The sequence below is a fragment of the Shewanella sp. LZH-2 genome (genome assembly GCF_016859145.1).
In the GTDB taxonomy this organism is placed as follows: domain Bacteria; phylum Pseudomonadota; class Gammaproteobacteria; order Enterobacterales; family Shewanellaceae; genus Shewanella; species Shewanella xiamenensis.
The window spans coordinates 713,534-735,725 of record NZ_CP069350.1 but is presented as its reverse complement, the minus strand read 5'-3'; the positions used below and the strand labels follow the sequence as shown (position 1 = coordinate 735,725).

Annotated in this window: 24 protein-coding genes and 1 other RNA gene; 3 read left to right on the top strand and 22 right to left on the bottom strand. The window is 48.6% G+C overall.

The features are described 5' to 3' along the window. Positions 1-121: 121 nt before the first annotated feature. From JM642_RS03350 to JM642_RS03275, 16 genes are all read right to left on the bottom strand, one after another. A complete protein-coding gene (locus JM642_RS03350; protein WP_203432787.1) occupies positions 122-814 on the bottom strand; it encodes a hypothetical protein in 693 nt (230 codons plus the stop codon). A 2-nt stretch (positions 815-816) separates the two neighbouring features. After that, on the bottom strand, positions 817-1,632 hold the full coding sequence (locus JM642_RS03345; protein WP_203432785.1) for a DarT ssDNA thymidine ADP-ribosyltransferase family protein: 816 nt from the start codon (positions 1,630-1,632) through the stop codon (positions 817-819). Between the two features lie 88 nt (positions 1,633-1,720). Continuing rightward, entirely contained in the window at positions 1,721-2,149 is a 429-nt protein-coding gene (locus JM642_RS03340) for a DUF4124 domain-containing protein (protein WP_203432783.1), read from the bottom strand. A 145-nt stretch (positions 2,150-2,294) separates the two neighbouring features. Then, on the bottom strand, positions 2,295-2,939 hold the full coding sequence (locus JM642_RS03335) for a GIY-YIG nuclease family protein (protein WP_203432781.1): 645 nt from the start codon (positions 2,937-2,939) through the stop codon (positions 2,295-2,297). A 164-nt stretch (positions 2,940-3,103) separates the two neighbouring features. Beyond that, on the bottom strand, positions 3,104-3,559 hold the full coding sequence (locus tag JM642_RS03330; protein ID WP_203432779.1) for a Mor transcription activator family protein: 456 nt from the start codon (positions 3,557-3,559) through the stop codon (positions 3,104-3,106). Beyond that, positions 3,552-4,157 (bottom strand): regulatory protein GemA, encoded by a 606-nt coding sequence (locus JM642_RS03325; RefSeq protein ID WP_203432777.1) that lies wholly within the window; start codon positions 4,155-4,157, stop codon positions 3,552-3,554. The genes JM642_RS03330 and JM642_RS03325 overlap by 8 nt, the downstream gene beginning before the upstream one ends. Continuing rightward, complete coding sequence (locus tag JM642_RS03320) at positions 4,157-4,387, bottom strand: hypothetical protein (protein ID WP_203432775.1); 231 nt, start codon at positions 4,385-4,387, stop codon at positions 4,157-4,159. The genes JM642_RS03325 and JM642_RS03320 overlap by 1 nt, the downstream gene beginning before the upstream one ends. Before the next feature lie 28 nt (positions 4,388-4,415). Next, positions 4,416-4,487: hammerhead ribozyme type II (locus tag JM642_RS03315), an RNA gene on the bottom strand. A gap of 2 nt (positions 4,488-4,489) precedes the next feature. Continuing rightward, positions 4,490-4,762, bottom strand: coding sequence for a hypothetical protein (locus tag JM642_RS03310; RefSeq protein WP_203432773.1), 273 nt, complete (start codon positions 4,760-4,762; stop codon positions 4,490-4,492). Positions 4,763-4,780: 18 nt separating this feature from the next. Next, positions 4,781-5,407 (bottom strand): DUF3164 family protein, encoded by a 627-nt coding sequence (locus JM642_RS03305; RefSeq protein ID WP_203432771.1) that lies wholly within the window; start codon positions 5,405-5,407, stop codon positions 4,781-4,783. A 4-nt stretch (positions 5,408-5,411) separates the two neighbouring features. After that, positions 5,412-5,627: a hypothetical protein gene (locus tag JM642_RS03300; protein WP_011070972.1), complete on the bottom strand. Its 216-nt coding sequence runs from the start codon at positions 5,625-5,627 to the stop codon at positions 5,412-5,414. Next, the gene (locus tag JM642_RS03295) at positions 5,627-6,121 is read right to left on the bottom strand and encodes a hypothetical protein (RefSeq protein ID WP_203432769.1); all 495 of its coding nucleotides are present in this window, start codon (positions 6,119-6,121) and stop codon (positions 5,627-5,629) included. Before JM642_RS03295 ends, JM642_RS03300 begins: the two co-directional genes overlap by 1 nt. After that, positions 6,108-6,647 carry a hypothetical protein gene (locus JM642_RS03290; RefSeq protein ID WP_203432767.1) on the bottom strand — a complete coding sequence of 180 codons (540 nt, stop codon included), beginning with the start codon at positions 6,645-6,647 and terminating at the stop codon, positions 6,108-6,110. Before JM642_RS03290 ends, JM642_RS03295 begins: the two co-directional genes overlap by 14 nt. Positions 6,648-6,702: 55 nt before the next feature. Further along, entirely contained in the window at positions 6,703-7,422 is a 720-nt protein-coding gene (locus tag JM642_RS03285) for an ATP-binding protein (protein ID WP_144374858.1), read from the bottom strand. Between the two features lie 70 nt (positions 7,423-7,492). After that, positions 7,493-9,652 carry a DNA-binding protein gene (locus tag JM642_RS03280; RefSeq protein WP_203432765.1) on the bottom strand — a complete coding sequence of 720 codons (2,160 nt, stop codon included), beginning with the start codon at positions 9,650-9,652 and terminating at the stop codon, positions 7,493-7,495. Further along, entirely contained in the window at positions 9,645-9,872 is a 228-nt protein-coding gene (locus tag JM642_RS03275; protein ID WP_011070967.1) for a Mu phage regulator Ner, read from the bottom strand. Before JM642_RS03275 ends, JM642_RS03280 begins: the two co-directional genes overlap by 8 nt. A gap of 186 nt (positions 9,873-10,058) precedes the next feature. On the opposite strand from JM642_RS03275, the gene JM642_RS03270 reads away from it, so the two are divergent. Next, positions 10,059-10,781 (top strand): XRE family transcriptional regulator, encoded by a 723-nt coding sequence (locus JM642_RS03270; protein WP_011070966.1) that lies wholly within the window; start codon positions 10,059-10,061, stop codon positions 10,779-10,781. 160 nt (positions 10,782-10,941) lie between these two features. Here the strand turns inward: JM642_RS03270 and JM642_RS03265 are convergent, their stop codons facing one another. The 6 genes from JM642_RS03265 to JM642_RS03240 form a co-directional block, all read right to left on the bottom strand. Then, positions 10,942-11,784, bottom strand: a complete 843-nt coding sequence (locus JM642_RS03265; protein WP_203432763.1) for a hypothetical protein — start codon at positions 11,782-11,784, stop codon at positions 10,942-10,944. Next, entirely contained in the window at positions 11,772-12,992 is a 1,221-nt protein-coding gene (locus JM642_RS03260; RefSeq protein WP_144344877.1) for a phosphoenolpyruvate carboxylase, read from the bottom strand. Before JM642_RS03260 ends, JM642_RS03265 begins: the two co-directional genes overlap by 13 nt. Before the next feature lie 42 nt (positions 12,993-13,034). After that, positions 13,035-13,688 (bottom strand): hypothetical protein, encoded by a 654-nt coding sequence (locus JM642_RS03255; protein ID WP_037422308.1) that lies wholly within the window; start codon positions 13,686-13,688, stop codon positions 13,035-13,037. Between the two features lie 8 nt (positions 13,689-13,696). Continuing rightward, complete coding sequence (locus JM642_RS03250) at positions 13,697-17,368, bottom strand: ATP-binding protein (RefSeq protein ID WP_203432761.1); 3,672 nt, start codon at positions 17,366-17,368, stop codon at positions 13,697-13,699. A gap of 226 nt (positions 17,369-17,594) precedes the next feature. Continuing rightward, on the bottom strand, positions 17,595-18,206 hold the full coding sequence (locus JM642_RS03245) for a response regulator (protein WP_203432759.1): 612 nt from the start codon (positions 18,204-18,206) through the stop codon (positions 17,595-17,597). Beyond that, positions 18,203-20,140, bottom strand: coding sequence for a PhnD/SsuA/transferrin family substrate-binding protein (locus JM642_RS03240; protein WP_203432757.1), 1,938 nt, complete (start codon positions 20,138-20,140; stop codon positions 18,203-18,205). Before JM642_RS03240 ends, JM642_RS03245 begins: the two co-directional genes overlap by 4 nt. Positions 20,141-20,345: 205 nt before the next feature. Here JM642_RS03240 and dsrO point away from each other — a divergent pair, with 205 nt between their 5' ends. After that, a complete protein-coding gene (dsrO, locus tag JM642_RS03235) occupies positions 20,346-21,101 on the top strand; it encodes a sulfate reduction electron transfer complex DsrMKJOP subunit DsrO (RefSeq protein ID WP_203432755.1) in 756 nt (251 codons plus the stop codon). After that, positions 21,091-22,191, top strand: coding sequence for an NrfD/PsrC family molybdoenzyme membrane anchor subunit (gene nrfD / locus JM642_RS03230; protein WP_203432753.1), 1,101 nt, complete (start codon positions 21,091-21,093; stop codon positions 22,189-22,191). The genes dsrO and nrfD overlap by 11 nt, the downstream gene beginning before the upstream one ends. Position 22,192 lies beyond the last annotated feature (1 nt).

Genomic DNA, 22,192 nt, shown 5'->3' with positions numbered 1-22,192 from the left:
GCGCACCTTGTTGTGTGAAATGAAGGCCATAAAAAAACCGAGACAGTGAACATGGGTTCATTGTCTCGGTTTAAGGGTTTGGAGCGGATTGGAAAGGTTTCGGGATTAGTAAACTATATGCTTAAAATATAGAGGCCTGAACGGCTACATTTCTAGATTGATTTTCATAATGCTCTCTACAATTATACAAAAAAGCATCAGGCGACTTAAGCGATTGCTTTAATAGGTTATTTACCTTTAAGCTAAGGTATAATGCAACCGCATGAGCTTGGCAATTGATTGACTTCTTTGGATTAAATTCAATATCACTAAATCCATCGTATTCTGATAACTCATTACGTAAATTTTCATGCTGCATCAGAGCATTAATGTACAACCAGTCGTAGAAAAATGTTCGAGGTACTAATGGAAACTTGAAAGCAAAAAACTTAAATCCAATTAGATTTCCAGACTCTTGCAACCGAATGTCCTTCTTAGCCGAATGTGAATCTAGACCAAACAAATCAGTATAAGGACCACCCTTTTCAAAAACTTTGCTCCCCTGAAATGCGGTCTCAACTGTAAGTGTTCGAGCATACTTTCTAGTTGTTATAGTTAAGTTAAATGCGCTTAGGTTGATTCCTAAAGATGCCTCCGATTTACTTGATATTTCAAGGACACGACTTACCCCAAGATCCGCAGCTTTTAAATGCAACTCTAAAATTGATTTTTTCTTTTGAGAAGGTGCCAAACCTGAGTGCCATTTGAACTCCACAGGTTTCTCCATCACACCAACTCGATCGAACATGGGGATAAATATTGGTCGAATTGCCATAGTTATCTTCTATTGTAACTGCGAGTAGCAAAAAAACCTTTATTTCTGCTATGCTCAAAAAGTTGTTTACCCTGACAAAGGGGCGCATACCTATTTAAAGAAGGCCTATCTGGAAATACAATACCCATAATGTAATTATTCGAAATTAGTTCTCTCACTAAAACTTCGGCTTGAACATCTGTGGGATCAAACACTTTCAATTTATTTTCAATCCGAGTACCAAATTCTGGAATTTCATCATACATCCCTGACAACTGTTCAGGGTTCGCAAGAAAGTTAGCATCTTGGGCTGAAATGCGGTGGTCAGCAGCATTGAACTTACAAAACAAACAGTCAAGCTCCCAGAGAACCTCCTTTCTAATAAGCAAGACACACCACAAGCCTCCCTTTTGCTGACGGTATCTATAAAACATTTTGCAATTAGGAAAACTGATAGAGGTAGAAATATAATTTCGTCGCCCATCAAGTCGTAGCTCATCATTTATCTCTGCAATACCTTCAACTCTCTCCCTAGAAAGCAGACCGTTTGTTAAAATACCTTCTAAATTAGCTAATTGAGTAAAGTGAACTAAAGCAGGGATCTGAAAATGTTCACAAATATTTTGTATGTATTGTTGTCTATTCATTTTATCTTCAAAATCCCTTTCTGCAGCTTCACGTTTATTGTCATATTCTTCTTGAAATTCTTCTTCCAATGCTAACCACTCGTCACTAGCATCATCAGCATCATCACCTAATTGTTCTCTTACCCATATGTATCTAGCTTCAAGGTATCTTTCTTCCTCGACTTCTAACGCATATCTTGAACCAGTTCCCATAACGACGTCCTTAGTTAAATACATTCCATTGCAGCGACTTAAGATGAACGACACAAAAAATACTAACTATATAAAATTAAATATTTTTTTATTTATAAATCAAACGCTGATTTTCACTCAGCTTAGTTCCGCTATAGTTCAAAAAGCATGGGTGGTACTCTCCACCTGCGTATGCTCCATAGCTGTTTTTTGCGTTAATCTTTAGCTGTAAAACTCTGCGTGCACCACTGTCATCCTGAAGCCAATCAAAGAAATGACCTTCGACCTTGATGGAATCGGGATCTTTAAAATCACCAGCACGTTTAAAGTAAGCAACGCATTGGTCGATCAATTCTGCTTCGTTAGCTGTATCTGAGGATAGTTTTGCCGGAGGAGTAACACTTATAGGCTGGGCATCTTCAGCGCATGGAACTTGGCTGAATGTCTCCACGCCACCGACTGTGCATTTGTAAATTTCTGCATTAACGCTTGCACTACACAGTAAAACAATACTTCCAAGTAATTTCCATTTCACCATGCATCAACATCCTAACTGTTTGAGATCCCTGTAAAGATTAGTTGATTCTAACGTCAATAAATTAGAAAAAACAGGGCTTAAACTGAAAGCCCATAAAAATTATCTTCTATAGAATAACCTTGTCACACCATTAACTTTAGTGCCACTAGACTAACATCACGTCACTGTGATCAGTTGTTGTATAAAATGTTTTACCTTTTGCTGTATGACTTATCAAGACTGTGTCTCCGGGTTTGAAACCAGCTCTTTTTTCAAAAGCAATATTAACTCTAAAACCATCTTTTATGCATTCAAAGCTCACATAAGATTTACCAACTTTTCGGATTACTTTACAGCGTATTGATTTTCGCTCGCTATCTGTAAATCGTTCTTGCGTCATGTGTCTTTTAATCGCTTTTCCTTCCATGGTTATTTCTCGACCATTGGTATTTAATGGTACAAAACCATAAATATCCTTAGTGTTTTTACTTGGCCCAGGATGTGAATTTAAGGAAGGTTTATAATATGCTATTGCTGCAGATTCCACATTGTCGGCTTCTTCTTGATTGCTGGCGATAGCAACAATATAGTGCCTCCAGTGCTTATGTTCTCGGAGTGCTTTTTTAAATTTTTGCTCGTATTCTGGATGATTTTTTGAATTTGCGATTTGTTGGTGCTCATTCCAACGATTGACCATACACCTACTCTGGCCAATATAAACCTCATCTTTAAGGTTTTCATGTGCATATATGACATGCTTAGCATTTTTTACTTGGAATGCTTTTAAGTTCTGAGTCAAAAACACGTGCATTTAATATTCCTAATATAATGAGATTCAGCTTTTAAGACTGACTTATCTGTCAATAAGTTATGTCTTAAAAAGTATGCTCTCCTATATTAACTGGCCAAGCTTAACCGCCAAAATACCATCATCACAATTACCACTTACGAAACAATATGTTACATTATGGCCATCTAAAACAATCTCCTCTGCTTCCTTGCCACAAATGCCGCCCTTTGCTCCGCCACAATCTGGCTGATCCTGCGCTCGGTTAGACCATATTGGCGGCTTAACTGCTCTAAGTTATTGCCCTTAAACTCGCGCCAAATACGGATATCCCGCAGTGCATCCTTAAGGCGATCGCCATTGGGGATATAAATATCACGCCCGCCTAGGTAGGCACTTAGGCTAGTGGCTAGGGCTTCACTGACATTATCGGCATTATCAATTTCATATTGCTTTAGAGTTTGGCGCATCACGTCGCATAGACTTTGCAGGGTTGAAGGCCAGCGACGAATAAAGTCCTCGCGCTCATCGGGTTTAAGCGTGGCTAAGGTTTCGAGTGCTTGTTCCAACTCGGCGGCACTGGTGGACAGTAAATCCAGCTGGCTATCAGGAACGCTTACAGCATCTTGCCTATGTTTACTCATAACCATGGCCCTCATACTGTGCAACGATGGACTCATAGGCGGCTGGCTGTGTGCCTTTTTCATTCATTTTTAACCGCTCACCACGGGCAATAATGCGCTCAATTAACACGCGCTTATGCCAGTTTTTAAGGCTTTCTAATACCTTGTAGGCTTGCTGCTCTGTCATCCAAGCGGTGGCATCCACGCCTTGGGTTTGGTTATTGGCAATGTGGCTGCGTAACGTCATGCGGCGCACATAGGCATCGAGGGCTGACTCACTGTTATCCTGGATCACTAAGTGGTGGCCCATGGTGATCCAAATGGCGCGGATTTTATCGATAGAGGCCACTTTACTGCTGCCAGCTGCAGGGCTTAAACGGCGCTTTTTATGGCTGTTTAACGTAGGTTTAAAGCCCTTTTGTTTAAACACTTCTAGCGCCTGCTCAAGCTCGGGTAAGTTCATAGCCCTTAAGGAATCCTTACCCGTAGCGTGTTTTAATATGGCGCGGTAGATAGCCTCGTCAAGCCGCAATGATCCCTTAGCCACATTGATTAAGGTTATTAGGCGCTTCTTATGTAGAGCTACTGGCGCTGGAGCTTGTTGATTAATTTCTAGCATTATTCGTCATCCTCATCGGTTGTCGTTGCTGATTCACTCACTAGCACGCGAATGGCTTTAGGTTGGCTTCTACGTTGTGGCCAACCATGGCCTAATGCCCCGTTCAAATAGTTCACCGCCCATTGCTCGCGATCTGCCAGCAATTCGGCTTTGCTTTTACCTTTACGCACTGGCCGGGCTGGACAGTTGGCAATGGCATATTTCAGTAAGCGTTTTGCGTAAGGGGTCATTTGCTCGCTCTTTAAATCGGTGTACTTGGGTTAGCTGCTCATCAGTGCCTAATCACTACATTAGACAGACCGCGCCCCATGAATGGGGCGGGTTTCGCTTGGTTATGCTTGAGTGTTCCGAAGTGATCGCTTTATAAAAAAGCTAATCACGCGGCGCTTTTCTCCCGCAAATTCGTGGCTAAATCCACGCAGTTCGTTAAGCAATGCGGCACCGACCAGCAAGCATTGGTGGGGCGTGTCGGCCGCCATGGCACTGAGTTCACTGCGTAGGGTTTCGTAATTGGCTTCTAACAGCGCTGCAATCCGCAGTTTAAAAGCCACACGGTCTAAGGCGGCTTGGTTCTCGTTGAGTAGGTGTTGAATACCTTGGGTCATGTTGTGCTCCTTGCGCCTCTAAAGCGTGCTGATATCCAGTGGGAGTTGAGTGTATTTGCCATTGGGTTGGCGCTCGTATAAGCGCAGATACTGGCTAGTTCCAGTGATTTGAATGGCGTCGGCAATGGCATCCATGGCCTGTTTCCAGTTAGGATCATCAATATCCAACTGGCGCAGACTGAGCACTTGATTAACGTCGATGCGGCCTTGCTGGTTAACTCTAAAGGCATGCTCAACCATGGCCATCAGGCGGGTATCCGCGCCACCACTCCAGCTTTTAATGCAGTCATCAATCAAGGTTTTTGCGGTTTGAATGCGCTCATCAAATACGCGGTGCTCACCCACGGCGCGGCGCACTTGGTATTGGCCGTCAAAGGAAGTAAGCAGAATATTGCCCTTAGCACCGCCGAACTTAGTGCCATACTCCGATGAGGACAGCTCCACAAAGTCATTGATATTTGCCATGGTGGTTAGCTTGAATTCAGTCATCGATTGGCGCAGCAACTTGGCGTTATTGACGATGGTCTTGACCACCTCATCACGCAGCTTGTCTACGGGCTTAATACGATCTTCATGTACGAGATCCCCTACTGCATTTTTGCGATAGCCTGCGGGGATCTGCTGGTTAATTTGTTGACTGGTCATGTTGTTACTCCTCATTCCAACGAACGGTTACACCATTAAATTGCACCGCTCGGCAGCGGCGACGAATGCCTTTGATGTTTTCAATAATGTCCACGGCCATGCGGCGAAAATCGGCACTCGGCTTGTCGATTTGCACGACTTTTACGCCTGAGTGGATCACCGTCATGCCGCGTAGTCTTAGGGCGCTAATCACATCGAATTTTGGGTTGTGGTGTCTCATCAGTTTTGTTCCTTCATCACTCGATTAAACTTGGTTCCAAGGTGTTTCAGCTCGTCTTTGAGTAGGTTAATCAGTACCGATTTATCCTCCCCCGCCTGCAGCTGTAGGCGACGAATCGCCCCTTCGGCGTCATATTCGTTTCGGCGATTTATTAGCGTGGGCTGTACACTAAATGCGGGGGTGACATTCAAGGTTGAATGCGCACAGCCTCCTCGGCAGGCTTTATACAACTTGATCCGGTAGGGGCTTCCCGTGGTGCGGGTATTACTTTGATGTGCGAGACATTCATTTAATGGAATTTCTCCCAGCACAGGGCAAAGCACTGTGCTGTTCATGTATGCCCCTTCCACCAGCTTTTGGATGCGAGCCATATCGCCTGGGTATTTGTGGTTGAGAACTAGGCTAACGGTAGTGCGTGAAAGCTTAAGCTTTTCCGCTACCGCTCTTTGGCCATACAGTTCGACCTGTTCGGCCATCACCTTAAGCCACTGCATGTAGGTACTCCTTTAGGTTGGCATCAAACAAGAAGATGTCCTGCCTCTTGGGTGCAATTGGTCCTGTATCTTTAACAAGGCGGTAAACAGCGTACTGTCCGCTACGTTCTTGCACGGGTAAGTTAGTAGGGTTTGCACGGATTTGGCGGACATAACCAAACCGCATCAACAGGTTACAAAATGAATTAGCAATACCTTTGCTCACCTCTGCTGTAGCGACTAAATCCGAGTATGTGAAGTTGCGTAAGATACGCATGGATTGCCATACACGTTGCTGGCTATCACCATGGCGGCGCTTTGACTGGGCAAACTTGCCTTGACTAACAACGGCGTAACGCTTTGGTTTTGGCCCCCTTTTAGTGGTTTCTTCTTGCGAAATCACTTTAATGTCATCGCGCTTTTGAAGTGCATATACGATGGTTGAGCACTGCTTTAACGTCAGCCCTGTGGCTGCGGCTAGCTCTTCCTTAGTAAAACTTGGTTGGCGCTGCACCCATCGCCAAGCTAGTTCAGTATTGTTCGTCATGATCTATCCCTAAAATGACCGAAACCCGTATTTGCTCTAAGTGGCGTGGGTTTGGTTAGCGCCTAAATTCTAAGAACAGTGGCTGATCACCCCAGTTGTCGAGTGTGATTACATCCATTTCATTTGCGATGGCCCGACGCTCGATTTTCTCAAGGGCGATTAAAATCCGGCGAACCTCACCACCACTGCGTTTGCGGATATGTTCAAGTAGGTCGTCGGCGACGGTAATACGGTCATCGAGTAGTTCGGTTGCAAAGGTGTGGACGTCGGATAAATCGGCGGGTTGAAACTCCACCCATTCAGATACACGGTTGAAAAGCTGCTTGCGGTGGCTAATACGGCGGGCGATTTCTTCCATGCCCACTAGCACTACTGGCTGTTCGGTGGCGTCATAGAGATCGCGAATGGTTTCCATGATTTTGCTTTGGCCGACAATATGGTCGGCCTCGTCGATAAACAGTGGTAACTGGCGTTCGTTCATACGCTCGACGATAAAATCAACGCTCTTGCGCAGTGGATAAAGCATTTCTGCCCCCAGCTCACCCATGACTCGCGAAATAAATGAGGATGGGGTATCGGTGGCATAACAACGTACATAAATGGCATTCATCGCCCCTAGTTGATTAATAAGCCAGCAAGTTGTAGTGGTTTTGCCAAAGCCTGATGGGCCATGGATTAAACCAATGCCAGGCGTGATAGATGAACGCCCTTTAAGGTTTTCCATTAACTCTAAGCAGGCTAGTACGTTTTTAACTTCGACAATTTTCTCTTTCATAATCTATACTCCATAGCGGTAAACAAAGTTTTAAATAGGACTCTCTCGTCCCTTCCCAAAGCCGCCAATCCTACTTGGCGGCTTTTTTTACAGCCTCTAATTGCCTGTCGAGCCTTGCGGCAAACATGCGGTATTTGAGGCGATATTCTTTAAGCCATAACTTTTCACGCTCACTTAGCTCACGCTCAAGCGTTGCTAGGGTTAACTCTTCGGCTTTTTCGTGTTCGGTGCGCATGACCGTAGCGTGGTTTTGGTTAACCCTTTGGGCTGCCTCGCTAATGGCTTGAGCTTGGTGGCTTAAGCTGGCGAGTTGCTGATCGCTATCGCTGCTGGCTTGGCTATTTACTTGTGCAAGTGCCGCCAGTGCGGGGTTATCGGTGGTAGTTGGTTTAGGGGCAAAACTGGTTAGGCTGCCACGTTCGGCTGCGGCTTTGGCCAAGCCTTCGGCAGCCAAGGTATCGATGCCAAATTTTTCTTGTAGCTCCCGTGCTGCACGGCGGAAACTGGCGAGGACTTTCTTATCTTCATTGCGAGCTTTGCGGAAAGCTGCCGGATCGATATCACGACCAATCAGATCTAAATTCACCGCATCGACGCATTGCTGCCAGTTATCAAGGGCATATAAGGTTGCGCGGCCCACATCGGAAGGATCGAGGAATACGCGCACCCGTTTTCTGTCCCAGAGACTTTCTTGAAGTTCGGGGGCGGTATAGCGGATATTGCCTGCACTCACGCTACCGCGAATCACAGTGGCATCGCCGACATGGTTAAGTAATAAGTCGAGGGCATGGGGATTAGCGACACGGTTAGCGACATAGGCGCTTTCGCTCATGACGGTAAAGGGCGTTTTGCCTTTTAACGCGCCTTTAAAGCCTTCATGCACCTGGTGCATGTAGTCATATTGAATCCAGTCATCGATCATCTTTTGCAGTGCTTCTGGCGTCATGGCCACTGATAAAGCTTCTTCTTTATTGGCGGCCTTGTTTTTGCCGCCAATCCGTTGGGCAAAGGCTTTGGCAGATTCGATTTGCTGACGATCACTGACGTTATGGCCAATATAAGCAGGCAATAACTCAAACAGGGCGCGGCTTAATGTGCCGAAGAAACGCTCGATATAGGGCTTTTCCCATCCACTAAATGGGCGGGTGCGGGATTGGTCGATACCTAAGATATCGAAAATGCCACTCACTCTTAGGCTGACGTAGTCAGTACCGTTGTCGGTACGCGCTACCCCATCAGCTTCCAGCATGCCCCAGTTGAGTAGGCAGCGACGCAGTAATAGGCAGATGCCTTCGGCGTTAGAAGTTGGAGTGACTAAAACCATGGGGCGGCGGGTATACACATCAACCGCGGCCACAACGGCATAACGACGCAGTTTGCCGTGGGCATTAAGCATGACATCCGTTGGTGTGCTGTCGAACTCCCAAACTTGATTAGGGCCACTGAGCCATGGGTACATAGTGCCGTAGAGTGGGCGGTGCGAATTATTGTACGCATCGGGATTGGTTAGCGCGGTAAACGCGGCGATGTTGTCGCTATGCCAGCGACGTATCCAACGACGGATTGAGCCAATTGAAGGGACAATCCAGCCATGTTCTGCGGCTTTCTTTTGTGCTTCTTGCTGCTGGACTTTGTATTTTTCGAGCAAATGCGGCTTGCCCGTGACTAAAGCAATTAAGAATTGTTGCAGGTCTTTTTGCTCTTCCATCACGCTGACTTGCGCACCGCCCCGAGTATCGACCAGGCCCATTAATCCTTTTTCGTCATAGGCTTTTTGCCAGCGATATAGGGTGGCTTTTGATTGATTGCACTGCTTAGCGAATACCATGACACCTTCGGTGCGGCGACCAGCTTCAACAAAGGGTGTGATGAAATTTGCCATATCATTGAGTAGCTGCAGGCGCTCCATCGCGACTTGTTGTTTCGCTTTAGGCAGCGTTAAAAATTGCTGTTGTAATTCCGTTTTTTTAACCAGCTGACTTGCTGGCGTTGCTATCAATTGGCGTGCGGCTGCGACTTCTCGGCTTGTCGTATTTTTTACGGCTTGCTGACGAAGATGCGCCTGAGTGATAGGTGGAAGGCTACCAAGATGGTATTCAAATCCTTTGCTACCCTCTTTCTTTCTGGACTCCCAGCTTTCTGTCTTTGCTTTAAACCTGATACCCTGAACGGTTGTGGGCATGCCAGGTAATTGCAGAAGCTCTTGGGGGCTGAACCATGCTTTATTCATGTTCTTCCCTCAACAAGTCGCAGCCAATGGTTTTGCTGATTTCTTCAATTATCTTGCGAGATAAAGCGCGTTTTGGTTTACGCTGTTTACAGGGTGCAAACATCTTGATGCAGTCCTGAACGGTTCTCGGATTGAAGCCTTTAGAGACAGCCCATGCACGGCTTGTTAGCCCTTGCGCTCTTAGCGCTGCATGGATGTGATTGGCATTCTCTATTTTCATGGTATTTTTCCGTGTTAACATGATTACTCGCGCATTGCGCAACTTGCCAAATGCGCGATATAAGAACGATACGATACTAAAAGACGCATTTCAACGTCTTTTAGTAACTTTCTTTTGAATTATTTAACGGCCCATTGGCCACAGAGGGTAAGGCGTTGATAGAAAAGCGCTTTATTTAAATTTAAAGTGAACACTAAAAAAGAAAGTGCACTTTCTTTTCCGTCGGCTGGAATAGAAAGCTTTGGAGAGCGTCTTAAAGAACTGATGGGCGACGAAAGCCTCAGAGCATTTGCCAATGCTATCGACACCTCAGAAGGCGGTGTTCGTAAGTGGTTTACTCAGTCGACTATGCCCTCGTTTGATAAGATGGTTCGTATTGCTCGCCGTTATAATGTCAATCTCGAATGGCTATGCACTGGTGAAGGCCCAAAATTCCCAGGCGAAACTGCGGCATATGAAAGTGTGATTTGTAAGACTGAAGAGTTCTCAGAAGAATATGCACTTATCGATGGGTACCATACTCAAGTGAGTACAGGCCATGGTGCACAGTGGGATAATGAACGAGTAAGGCGCAAGCTAGCCTTTAGATCGAAATGGTTGCGTTACCGAGGGTTACAGCCTGAAAACCTGCGGGTGGTTTTCGCGAAGGGTGACTCAATGGAACCAACGATCCATTCTGGTGACTCGATCCTAGTGGATATCACTGACGCAAATCTTTCTGACGGCAGTATTTTTGTCCTGCGCATTGGGGATGATTTGTTTGCTAAGCGTGTTCAAGTCCATATCGATGGCAGCATCACGATCATTAGCGACAATAAAGAGTATAGAGAGCAGCGAGTGCCTGTTGCGGAACTTGGTCTACTGAGTGTGGTGGGCAAGGTTGTGTGGATAGGTAAGGACGTGAAGTAATTCTCATATAGGCGGCGTGCAGCTAATTATGAATGCACGCCATCTCAATTTCTCATTTAGCTAGCCAATCTTTTAAAGCCTCGTTAAACACCCGTCAAACCCGCATAAACAAAGGGAATTGCTCACGTGATTTCAGCCATTCCCGGCTAATCTCGATTTCTCACATCACTAGGTCGGTTACATGTTTAATGCTAATGCGTTGCTGAATTAACCAACGGCTTAATTGCTGCCAATTTTTTAAGTCGGCTGACTGTAAATATTTAGCCTGAGGCGCTTGCTTGGCAAAGTCATCAGCGGAATTAATCTGTGGGATAGCGAGTAACTCGCTGGGCGCAAAAAGCGCTAACTGCGGCACGATACAATGGGTCATGCCCGTTAAGGTATGGGCAATTTGCAGCCCTGCGGGGTCGAGATCGGTAAAGGCAATAATCGGCATTTTACCCGCCATCGCCTGTAAAAACTGCCGCACACCGATGGGGGAATGGTGGCCGCTGCCACGGTAAATCACCATAATGCGGCTAAGTTCGGCAGGTAAGCGCGCTTGGGTTATTGCATCGAATATATCTAGGTTTTCAACCACTAAGATGGCGTTAACATCAAGCTCATCGCAATGGATTTGCGCCTCATCTAAGGGAGTACGTAATGAGGCCCGTGCAGACATCCCCAAGGGTGGCGATTCAAAACCGAGATACTTCAACAAAACATACTCGGCTTCGGGGCGGATGTTCGCCAGCTTCTCATTCTGGCTTTGGGCGGACATGGTGATGCGGTCTAGATTAAAGTCCAGTGCCTGTAAATCCACGCCCTCTTTTGCCAATACGCCTTGGCGCAGCAACTCAAAATCCCGTGGCGCAAAACACAAATATTTTTCCGCACCATCCAGCTCGCCTACTTCTAACTCGCGGTAAATCGTTCGCCAATTCGGGCTAAGTTTTACCCTTGGAGCGCGATTAAGATAAACGCTCTCCAAGAGTTGCAACTGCTGCTTACCTAGGCGAGCCATAATTCCACATCGCGGATAATAAAGTTACCGCTGTAGATGGGGTGAGGTTCGCCTAAGGGCTCTAACTCGAAGTAAGCCTTATGCTCATCGGGCAGGCCTTCGTAGCCGCCAATCACTTGATAAATCCAGCTTTCGGCATCCCACGGCAGGGCTTTTTCGACTAAGTAATCGAGCGCCGATTGACGTAAGCCCGACTCAATCACATCGACAAAGTAAGTATCGACCGCTTGCTTGAGTGGATTATCAGGAATATCAAAGTCTTCGCTTTGGGTAAGCGATACACTGACATCATGCTCGCGTACAGTTTCTATCACGCCCTGACGACTAATCGACTTGATATGGGCGACGATATTCATCAACTCAAGCTCTTGGCTGGCGTTATGCACATCCACAGACGCTGGTGCCAATAACACTTCGGCGCGATTGAAAAGACTCGGGATTTCCTTGTGGGACACATGGTCCGCAGGGCGGTAATCCGGATGCAAATCGGTGTACAGTAACCAGCCCTTAAGCAAGCGGGTACGACCACGAATTTGCCTAAAGCGACCGAGAAGTTCCAGCAACCGTCCCTGCACCACACTGAGCTCCTGGGCGCAGTCGCTCATGGTTTCCTGCAAGGTGGTCACAAGCAGCTTACGCAGCTCACGAATATCACCGGCGATTTCGCCTAATTCGCTAAACTGGAACATCTCCAAACCATTGAGCAATTCAGACACTTGGCTCTGGGCGAGTTCGTTTTCGCGGATCTTAGCGTTAATGGTACCGACATAACCGAACTCGTTGTTGATGCGCCCCCACAACACGCGGATCGAATAGCGCAAACTGTCGGCAAAGCTATACACATGCTCACTTAAATCAGACAGATACGCCTCGGCAGCGCTGTAATCTGAGCTATGGCGCGCCTCTTTATAGTGGTCGGCCAAGGTTTTAATGGTGGCGAGCGCCGAGCCGACATTGGAGTCGATTTGGCGATTGCGCTCATCACTTAAGCCTTCTTCGAGCAAGGCGCGCACCGAGCGTTTAAGGCGCAGCTCTTGGTCTGGCTCTGGGCGCCATAAAATCCCTGCCTGTTTGAGTTTTTCAACCACGGCGGGATCATGGGCATCTTCATTGAGCGAGCCCGCTAAATAGGCGTCCATAATGATGTCAGCATGGCGGCCTAACTGCTTGAGTAGCTTAACCCCAGCCTGATGTAAGTTACTGCTCATCACGGCCTCCTTGGTTTACACCGCAGATGATTGTCCAAAGCATCATAGTAAATCCCGCTGGGTCGCCGTTTCCGCCTGCGCCTCTAGGCTTAGGCCTTCAGTTTCGTCAATAAAACGGATCACTTCGTACAGATAATCCAGCTTGCCCGTCGCGATATAAATTTGCTTTTCAACGTTGGGGCGCACCAGATAGCCAAGCTCCACTAAGCGTTTGAACACTAACTTAATTTGCGCATCACTATTGGTACTGGTTGAGCCGAATAAGCGGTATTGGCTGAGTTTGGCCAACTGCTCACGAAACGCGGGCGTATCTTCAATTCGGCTTTGCAGCTCGGTTAACCGTACTGGCGCACCTTCGCTTAAGGGGGCATCTTGGCCGCTGGCTTCCTGCACTAATACCAGCCACTCCACCATAGGAATAAGTGCCTGACAAATATCCTTAAACTGCGATGAAATCACCTTGCGCTCGCTCTCGCCTAACTGCAAATAACCACAGAAAAACACATCACCCTCGGCGGCCGAGGCCACGGTGCGGTTGATTTGATTTAGATAAGCCTCGACCCGCTCGCGGGTGCTGTTATTTTTCAATGCGCGCCAGCCATCTTCATTGGTGGTGCGGCAAATAAATTCGCCCTTGAGCAAGAGTTCGATAATGGCGCCCGTGCCGACTAAGACGGTTTGGTTTGACTCATTCATGGCACTCATTAGATGGCCTCCTTGCTCAGGCGTTTACTCAACAAATCGGCAATCGGATTGGCTTTGGGCTTCACCACCTGCAACTTCTTAGTTTGTTTATTAATAATGTAACGGTGCTCAAACAGGTTCAGCACTTCTGACTCTGGGTTCGGGAAGGCGCCTAACACGCTGATATTGTTGTTACCACAGGCATCGAAAATCTTCTTCACGTTGGTGTGGTGCAGCGTGCCCAGCTCGTCAATTGGCCAGTGAATGGTCACATCGGCACGGCCACGTAGCAAGCGCGTAAATGCCAACAGGAACTTACATAAAATCAGGTAAGCCATGCCGTGGCTCGAGGATTCGTTCAGCTGTCTGTCGGTGCGGATAATCAAATCGCTATTACCCTCTTTGAGGCGCAGCTCGATTTCAAGCAGCTTTGAAATGCCGCCAGTTAAGGCCGCGCGGCCAATAATATCCAAGGCGCGGCGCATGCTGTTGGTGTATTCCTCATCGGGTAAGCCATTAAAGCCGTCGGCTTTCCAATTTTTGAAGGCTTTAACAAACTGCTCAAGCTCGGGCCAAAACTCTAATTCACTGATCTTAGAACGAATACGAACCGCAGATTCGGACACGCCATCGAGGAATAACTCCTCGCCCACTTCGCGGGTAATGCGCGCACTTTGCGAAGCGATACGACGGTCGATATCGGCAAGCACATCGTAAAAGGCGGTTAAATCAACACCGAAGATCCGCCCCTGTTCACGCAGCGCCATAATGGATTGCGGCACAATAACATTGAGTAGCTGTTCAAGCTGCGGCACAAGCTTGCGGTAATCCAGCAGACGAATACCTTTGTCGTTGATAAAGCTCGACTCTTCGCGGGCACGCTCCCAGGTTTCGGCTAAGCCTGAACCTGACTTGCTGGCAATCACAGAGTCGAAATGCTCCACATATTGCTTAACCGAGCCCATCAGATAATCGCGTTTTAGCAGTAAATCTTCGCCCTGACGCAAACGCTCGCCGAGGCTACCTTGGGCTTCTTCATTGTTGGCGGGCAGTTTCAGCTCCGCCAACTTACGCATCACGGCGCGCAGTTTAGTTAAGTTTTCAGAGGCTTCAATCTGGGCCGCATCCGAGGCCTTGCGCTCGGTCTCGAGTTGTTGACGGCGGGTCTTCACTTCTTGAGTCTTGGCTTTAAGCTGCTGGTCGATTTCCGAGGCGGCGCGTTTAACGTCACTTAACTGGGTTTGCAGCTTGGGCTTACGAATAAGCCAAGTGTGTTGATACCAATCGTCAAAGCGCAATACTTCGCTGCGACGCTGCTCGGCGCGGCTGATTTTGGTTTCAAGCTCACGGATTTGTTGCTTGAGTTTAAGGATATTGTCCTCATCCACACCGCGGGATTTAAGCTCGTTTTTGTACCAGGTTTCACAGGCTTTTTGCTCGGCCTTAGCGCTTTCGCGGCGGGCATCGATAGTGGCCTTAATTTGCCCGAGTTGATTGTCGAGCGCGCCAATGACTTCCTGCCAGTAGGCTTGTTTTTCCATCCGCGCTTCGAGCGCCTGCTCTTTTTGCTCTTCGAGCCAGAGCTGATGTTGATGCTTAAGCTGCTTTAACTCGCCATCGAGCTGAGTTAAGCGCTGCTGGGCAAAGGCTTTACGCTCGGCCAGCGCCTTGTTGATCTTGTCCTGCTCACCGCGTTTTTCATCGAACAGACGACGTAAATCATCGCGGCTATTCTTGTAAGCCGTGCGAGCAAAGGTCAGTTCGCGGCTGAGTTTATCCAGCTCACCGTTAATCGCCACCAGCTGTGATTCGGCCTCGGCCTGTAATTCCTGCGCGCTTTGCAGCGCTTCTTCGGCCTTACTCAAGCGAATACGCAATTCCTGCTCGGAGGCTGCATATTCAGGCACATCGATGGCTTTAAGATCCAAATGCACCCCAAACAGGGTGTCACTCTCGCCCATCACACTTGGGTGTAAATCGGTGCGATGCAGTAACTCTGGCGCAATCACTTTACCCAGACTTTGCTCCCAACCTTGGGCTTCCTTACGCAGGAACTCAAGTAAAGTATGGGACTGCGGGAACAGCATATGGTGCAGTTCATCGAGCGCAGTTTGGCGCTCGTTAACCCGCAGGCTGGCGATACGCAGTGCTTCGTTGGCTTGGTCGCGTTTGGCGCGCAGCTTACGCTCATCGCTAGTTAAGCGCTCCACCTTGGCATTGCAGCTTTCTTGCTCTTCGTCGGCGCGGTGAATCCGCTCGTCGAAAATCGCAAGGCTTAACTTTTCTTCCTCGGTGTAGGTTACGCCATCGACACGTAACTTAAGCTCGGCGGCATTGAGTTTGAATTGATATTCCTGCTCGCTAAAGCTCGCCTTGCCCGCATCCATTTGGCTGCGCCATTGGGCTTCGAGGGCATCGAGATCGGCTCTTGCCACTTCACGCTGCTTATCGCGCGCTTCGCGCTGTTTGTCCTGTTCGGCGTGCAAACCTTCAAGCTCGCGGTTTAACTGCTCGCCAATTTTGCTGCGACGGGCATTGTAAGCCGCTTCAATATCTTGGTGTTTTTCGGTTTGTAACTTATGGCGCTCGCTTAAGTTTTCCATGTCAGCGCGCCAGTTTGGCAGCATATCCAGGTCGGCCTTAGCTTGCTCGATATTGGCATCTAAAAAGGCGCCGTGCTGATCTTCAATGGCATCTAACTCGTACTCGCACTTGGCTACGTCACCCTTGGCGGCGGATAGGTCGAGGTTAAGCTCGTCACGCACTTCTTTCCATTCGTCGTCCAACATTCGAAGCTTTAAATTCAGCTCCTTAGACAGGGTTTGTTGGATCTCTAACCGATCGGCCTCTAGGGTTTCATCATTGCGATAGCCACGGGACAGACTCGAGAGACGCATCTCGGCGCTGAGTAATTGGTTAAATTCCTGCTCGAGCTTTTCAAACTCGGGGCGGATCACTTCAAAGCCTTGGATTAACTGGCTCTCGCGGATCCACGCCTCGACGCGCTGTGGGTTTAAGCGTGAGCTAGGTGGATTTACCCCGTCTTCTTCCAAAATGGCGGCGATCATGGATTTGACCGTTTCCATTTTGCCTTCTTTGGAGTGCACCGCTTTAGCGAGCTTTTCGATATGGCGCAGTGAATGCTCGCCGTCACACAGGGCAAATTGGCGCGCATAGGCTCGCAGTTCGCTGCGGTTGCTACCCGTACTCAACAGGGTGCGGTCGTTTTGAATAATGGCGCGGTATTCGCGGGTGTTAAGCAAGTTGGTGGTAGCTACGCCCTGGCGTTTTAAATCACGGCCAAGTTCTGCCATGTTATGACATAAAATAGTGTCACCATTTTGCGATTTAATATAATCACTTAACTCAAAACCCTTGGCGATAAAGCGGTAGTTCACGCCTTTGCCATCACCCGCCGACGCCAGCACTGCTTGATAGAGCAAGCCATCGGCCTTTTGGTATTCGTAAATGATGTAGCTTGAATCGTGTGGCAAGTACCAACGCTCGAAACTATCGCGGGTTGAAGGCACCACGCGGCTAGGATATTCGCCATAAAATACCGGCACTAAACGTTGTAGCGTGGTTTTACCCGAGGCGTTAGTACCACAAATATTGGTATGGCCATTGAGGGCGAGTTCCACAACGCCCGGAAGGTGCGTATCAATCAGCACAATACGAATCAAGCTTGGCATTTCATTCCTTATCCAAACGGGAGCACCTTATGTAAAAGCGAACGATAAGGTCATCCAAAAGCGGCATCGAACTTCAAACATGGTGATGTTAAAAATCGTGGCCTTAAAATTAAGCCCCTAAAATAAGGCAATCGTCGAGCCTTGGCAATTAAGCACCTAGGGCTGAATGCGTTAGCTCACATCAAACGGCCAAGGATACGCCAATTCGCCCCAACAAAGGGGAGTTTTATGCGGGGGGAAGGCGATCGGCAATCCGGCCGTAGATTAACATCATCTCAGCGAGCGAGCTGACCTGCATGCCTTTCATTAAGTTCGCACGGTGAATTTCGACCGTACGCATGGCGATGCACAGCGTATCGGCGATCTCCTGATTCTTATAGCCTTTGGCGATCAGGGTAAGGATTTCCCGCTCCCGCGGTGTGAGCGACTGATAAGTCTGAAGATATTGGTTATCTTGATAATGCGACTTGGCATTCGCCAAGGCTTTTACCACAGCGTCCGCGAGCTTAGCGCCATCGGCGGGCTTTTGGAAAAAATCCACCGCCCCGCGTTTTAGCGCCTCCACCGCCATGGGCACATCGCCATGGCCAGTCAAATAAATTACCGCCAGCGGACTATTGTGCTGCACTAATTGCGCATGTAACTGCGGCCCACTTAAGCCCGGCATACGCACATCGACTAAGGCGCAGCCCGGCCGGCTTAAATCGATGGCGGCAAAAAATGCCTCGGCGCTGTCAAAATCGCGGATATTCAAGCCATAGCTTTCGAGCATAAACCGCAGCGAGCGGCGCACCGACTCATCATCATCGATTAAATACACGGGCAATTCGTGGCTCATGCTGGTGCTCCATCAAACTTACGGGGTAAGGCTACCTGCGCTTGGCAGCCGCCACTTAAAGCGGTTTCGAGGCTAAAACGGCCACCATGACTCTCGGCGATATCACGGCAAATCACCAGCCCTAGCCCTAAGCCCTCGGACTTAGTCGAATAAAAGGCTTGCATCAGCAGATTGGCATCCTCAGTTAAACCTGTGCCATTGTCTGTGACCGTGAGCAGTAGCTTGTGTTCTTGGTAACGCAGATCGATATCAATCGTGGGCTGATAGGGTTTCGATGCATCGACCTCGCTCTGTTGGCGTTGCACACAGGCATCGGCGGCATTTTTCAACAGGTTGAGCAATAGTTGCTGCATGCCCACTTCATCTAAAGGCAATTGATAGGCTTCGCCGCTCACATTGGTTGAAAGCTGGATATGGTGCTGCTCCAGCTCATAGGCGAGCAGCGGCGCAGTATCATTCACTAACTGATGTAAATACAGAGGCTGCTTAGACACAGGCCGCTTTTTCAATAAATTACGTAAACGGCTGATAATACTGTCGGCGCGGCTGACTTCTTGCTGGATTAAAGTCAGCACGGATTGTAATTCTTCTGGACTCGTCCCACGCTGTAAACGTACCTCGGCGCCATGGCAATAATGGCCAATCGCCGCCAAAGGTTGGTTGAGTTCGTGGGAGAGGCTCGCCCCAAGCTCCCCCGCAATCGCAATGCGCTGAGCGTGCTCCAGCAGGGCACGGTTTTCACTGAGTTGCCTCTGGGTATTGATTAACTCTCGGCCGCGGCGGCTAAAGCGGTATTCGAGCCAGAAATGGTAGACATTGAGCAATACCAATATGGTCAACGCAAACCAAGCCCAATGTTGATGCAGTTTTACCCATTGCCATGCCCGCTGCCACCAAGGGGCTTGCAGTGGGTGCATATCCAGATCTTTAAGCAGTTGATCTATCGCCAGTTGACTCACGGCCGTGGTCCAACCCGCAGATTCGGCGGCTTTAGCGGCGGGGCTGTCTTCGGGTAATGCTAGTAGGGCTTGAGTCACCTGTTTTGCGAGGGATTGGGTCGCACGGTTGGTTTTAGCCATAGACCAGTTGGGATATAACCGACTCGAGACTTGGCAATGAAACCCCGCAGGCGCCTGATTATCGAGCACCCGATAATTTTGCAGCTTGATCAAACCTTCGGCCTGCATTTGCTCAAGCTGACATACGGGCACAATTGCCGCATCTAAACTGGGGGATTTATCGCTTGGCTTATCTGTCGCACCGAGCTGATAAATAAGGTTATCGAGTGGAAAACCTAAGGGAATAATTTCTCCTACAAAATGGGGTAAATCTACCCCCTTAAGCTGCGCCTCATAAACTAAAGTGAGATAACCGCCGAAGGCATTTTTAGAGACAATCCCGAGTCGCTTGTCCTTAAGATCTTTTAAGGTCTGATAGGGCGAATCGGCTTTGACCACCAGCGCAGACCCCACCTGCATCGCAGCGCCATTATTGATTGGGCTTCGAAGGGTAGCGAGCCAAGACAGGGAAAATTGCCGCGCCAACATCACCGACTGCCCAGGGTTAGTGATAACAAAGTCAAGAGCTTCGGTTTCAACGCCTTTGGCTAATTCTTCAAGGCTTAAGGGATGCAATCTAAAGTAACTGTTAGGTATTTGCGACTCTAGCCAGCCCATCAAAGGTTGCCAACGATTGACTGTGCTCTTATAGCCCCGTATAGCCAATACGCCGACATCGACCACTTGATAGTTAGCGCCAGCTTCATCCATCAACTCTCCCGCGGGAGCAACAGTTAATGCGCCTACAGTCTTATCTTGAGTGGCCAAAACTTCTGCCATGGCTGAGATACTCAGTAGGCTAAACAATACGATGACGAGTTTCACCGCCATTCGCCAGCCATTGGTTGATACGACAAAACCCAACACTGTATCCATTCTCCTAAGCTTTAAGATTCAATCCTAAACAATAACCCCTAAACTCTTAAAGGTCATTCTAACTGATATTTATTGCGCTAGATCAAGTCCCTATCCGATATGTGGAAAACCACTATAGAGATGCCGCCTCCCCTTTTACAGAATGCGCTTAACGCTAAACCCGCGGTCTTCGACCCGTTTTATCTGTAAGAGTGAAGGAAATCCTATGGACAAGAGTAAACGTCAGTTTCTCGGAAAAATGGCCAGCGTGAGTGTCGGCGCCGCGCTCATTCCCGTCGTGCAAGTGCAGGCACAACAGACTGAACCTGCACCTACAGGCAAACGCTACGGTATGGTCATCGATTTGCGCCGCTGCGTTGGTTGCCAAGCCTGCACCGTGGCGTGCACCTTCGAAAACCTGCCACCCTTGGGGCAATTTCGTACCACGGTACAGCAATACGAAGTGTCACAACAGGATGCTACCACGCTACCCGCATTTTTAATGCTGCCAAGACTGTGTAATCACTGTGAGAACCCGCCTTGCATTCCTATTTGTCCCACGGGAGCCACTTTCCAACGCCCAGATGGCATTGTGGTCGTCAACAACGAATGGTGCGTCGGTTGCGGATACTGTGTGCAGGCTTGCCCCTACGATGCCCGCTTTATCAACCATGAGACCAACAGTGCCGATAAATGCACCTTCTGCGCCCATAGGCTCGAAGCTGGACTACTGCCCGCCTGTGTCGAAACCTGCGTTGGTGAAGCGAGGGTGATTGGCGATCTGAACGATCCTAATAGTCAAATCAGTCAGTTACTTACAGCCAATAAGACAGATATCAAGGTACTCAAGCCCGATGCCAATACGGCCCCCAGAGTATTTTATATCGGCATGAATAGCGCCTTTGAAGATCGTATCAACGGCCAAGCCCCCGTTCGCACCCTACTGACTGACACTGGCGAGGAGATCCACCATGGTCATTAAAGAAATCTTTACCCCCGATATTGCCATCACTTGGCTGCCTTGGGCGGTGCAATACTTTTTTCTGATGGGTTTGGCCTATGCCAGTGTGTGGGTGGCGACCATCCATTTATTTAGCGCGAAACAAACCGATGCCAGACTGCTCAAACTCTGCGCCTGTTTGATGCTTACCGCCGGCATAGTCGCGCCTATTGCGCTACTTGCTGACCTGCACCAACCGCTGCGGGCATGGCATTTCTATGCCCAAATCAGACCGCATTCGTGGATGTGGTACGGCGCTTTTTTACTGCCGATATTTTCGGGCACGAGTCTAGTGTTTGCTTGGTTGTTACTGCGGCCCTACTTGCCTCAGGCACACTCTTCTCTGGCAAATTCTGCTCAAGAAGCGGATTGGTTAAGCCGTATCGGTCAATGGCTCAGGTTCGGCAATTGGAGCAGTGATAAATGGCTGAAACCCATTGCGCTAATCGCCACATTAAGTGCGTGTTCCATTGCGCTTTATACCGGAATGGAAACCATGGCGATTAAAGCACGGCCGCTCTGGCATACCTATTGGTTGCCGCCATTGATGGCAACCAGTGCCCTGCTCGCCGCCTGCGGTACTCTCGCCCTGCTCAATCGTGTTTTGCACGGTTATCAAGCCAGCACCCAAGACAGGTTGTTGCAATGGGTTAGGGCAAGCTTTGGTCTCTTCGCCCTGTGTCTTATCGGCTGGGCCTTATTCGATAAAAGCTCGGCGCACGAAGCTGCGCTGTTATTAGACACCAGCCCAAGCTGGCAACTCGCCGCCATCTGGGTCTTAGTCACCCTAGCTCTGCTGGCCTTAGTTCTGGCAGTACGCCGCCTCCCCTCGGTATTGATATTAGTCGTCAGTTTAACGGCGGTGCATCTGGCATGGGGATTTCGCTGGATTGTACTTATCCAAGCGCAAACCGACCCAAAATACGGCGCGGGCACTTATTTCTACCAACTGCCTTGGGGGCCAGAGGGGCTATTAGGTATTGCGGGCACCTTTGGTCTCTGGATCGCATTGATGGTGTTAGTGTCTGAATTTATTCGCTATCAACCTCGCTCAGCCCATCAGGCCTTGTGAG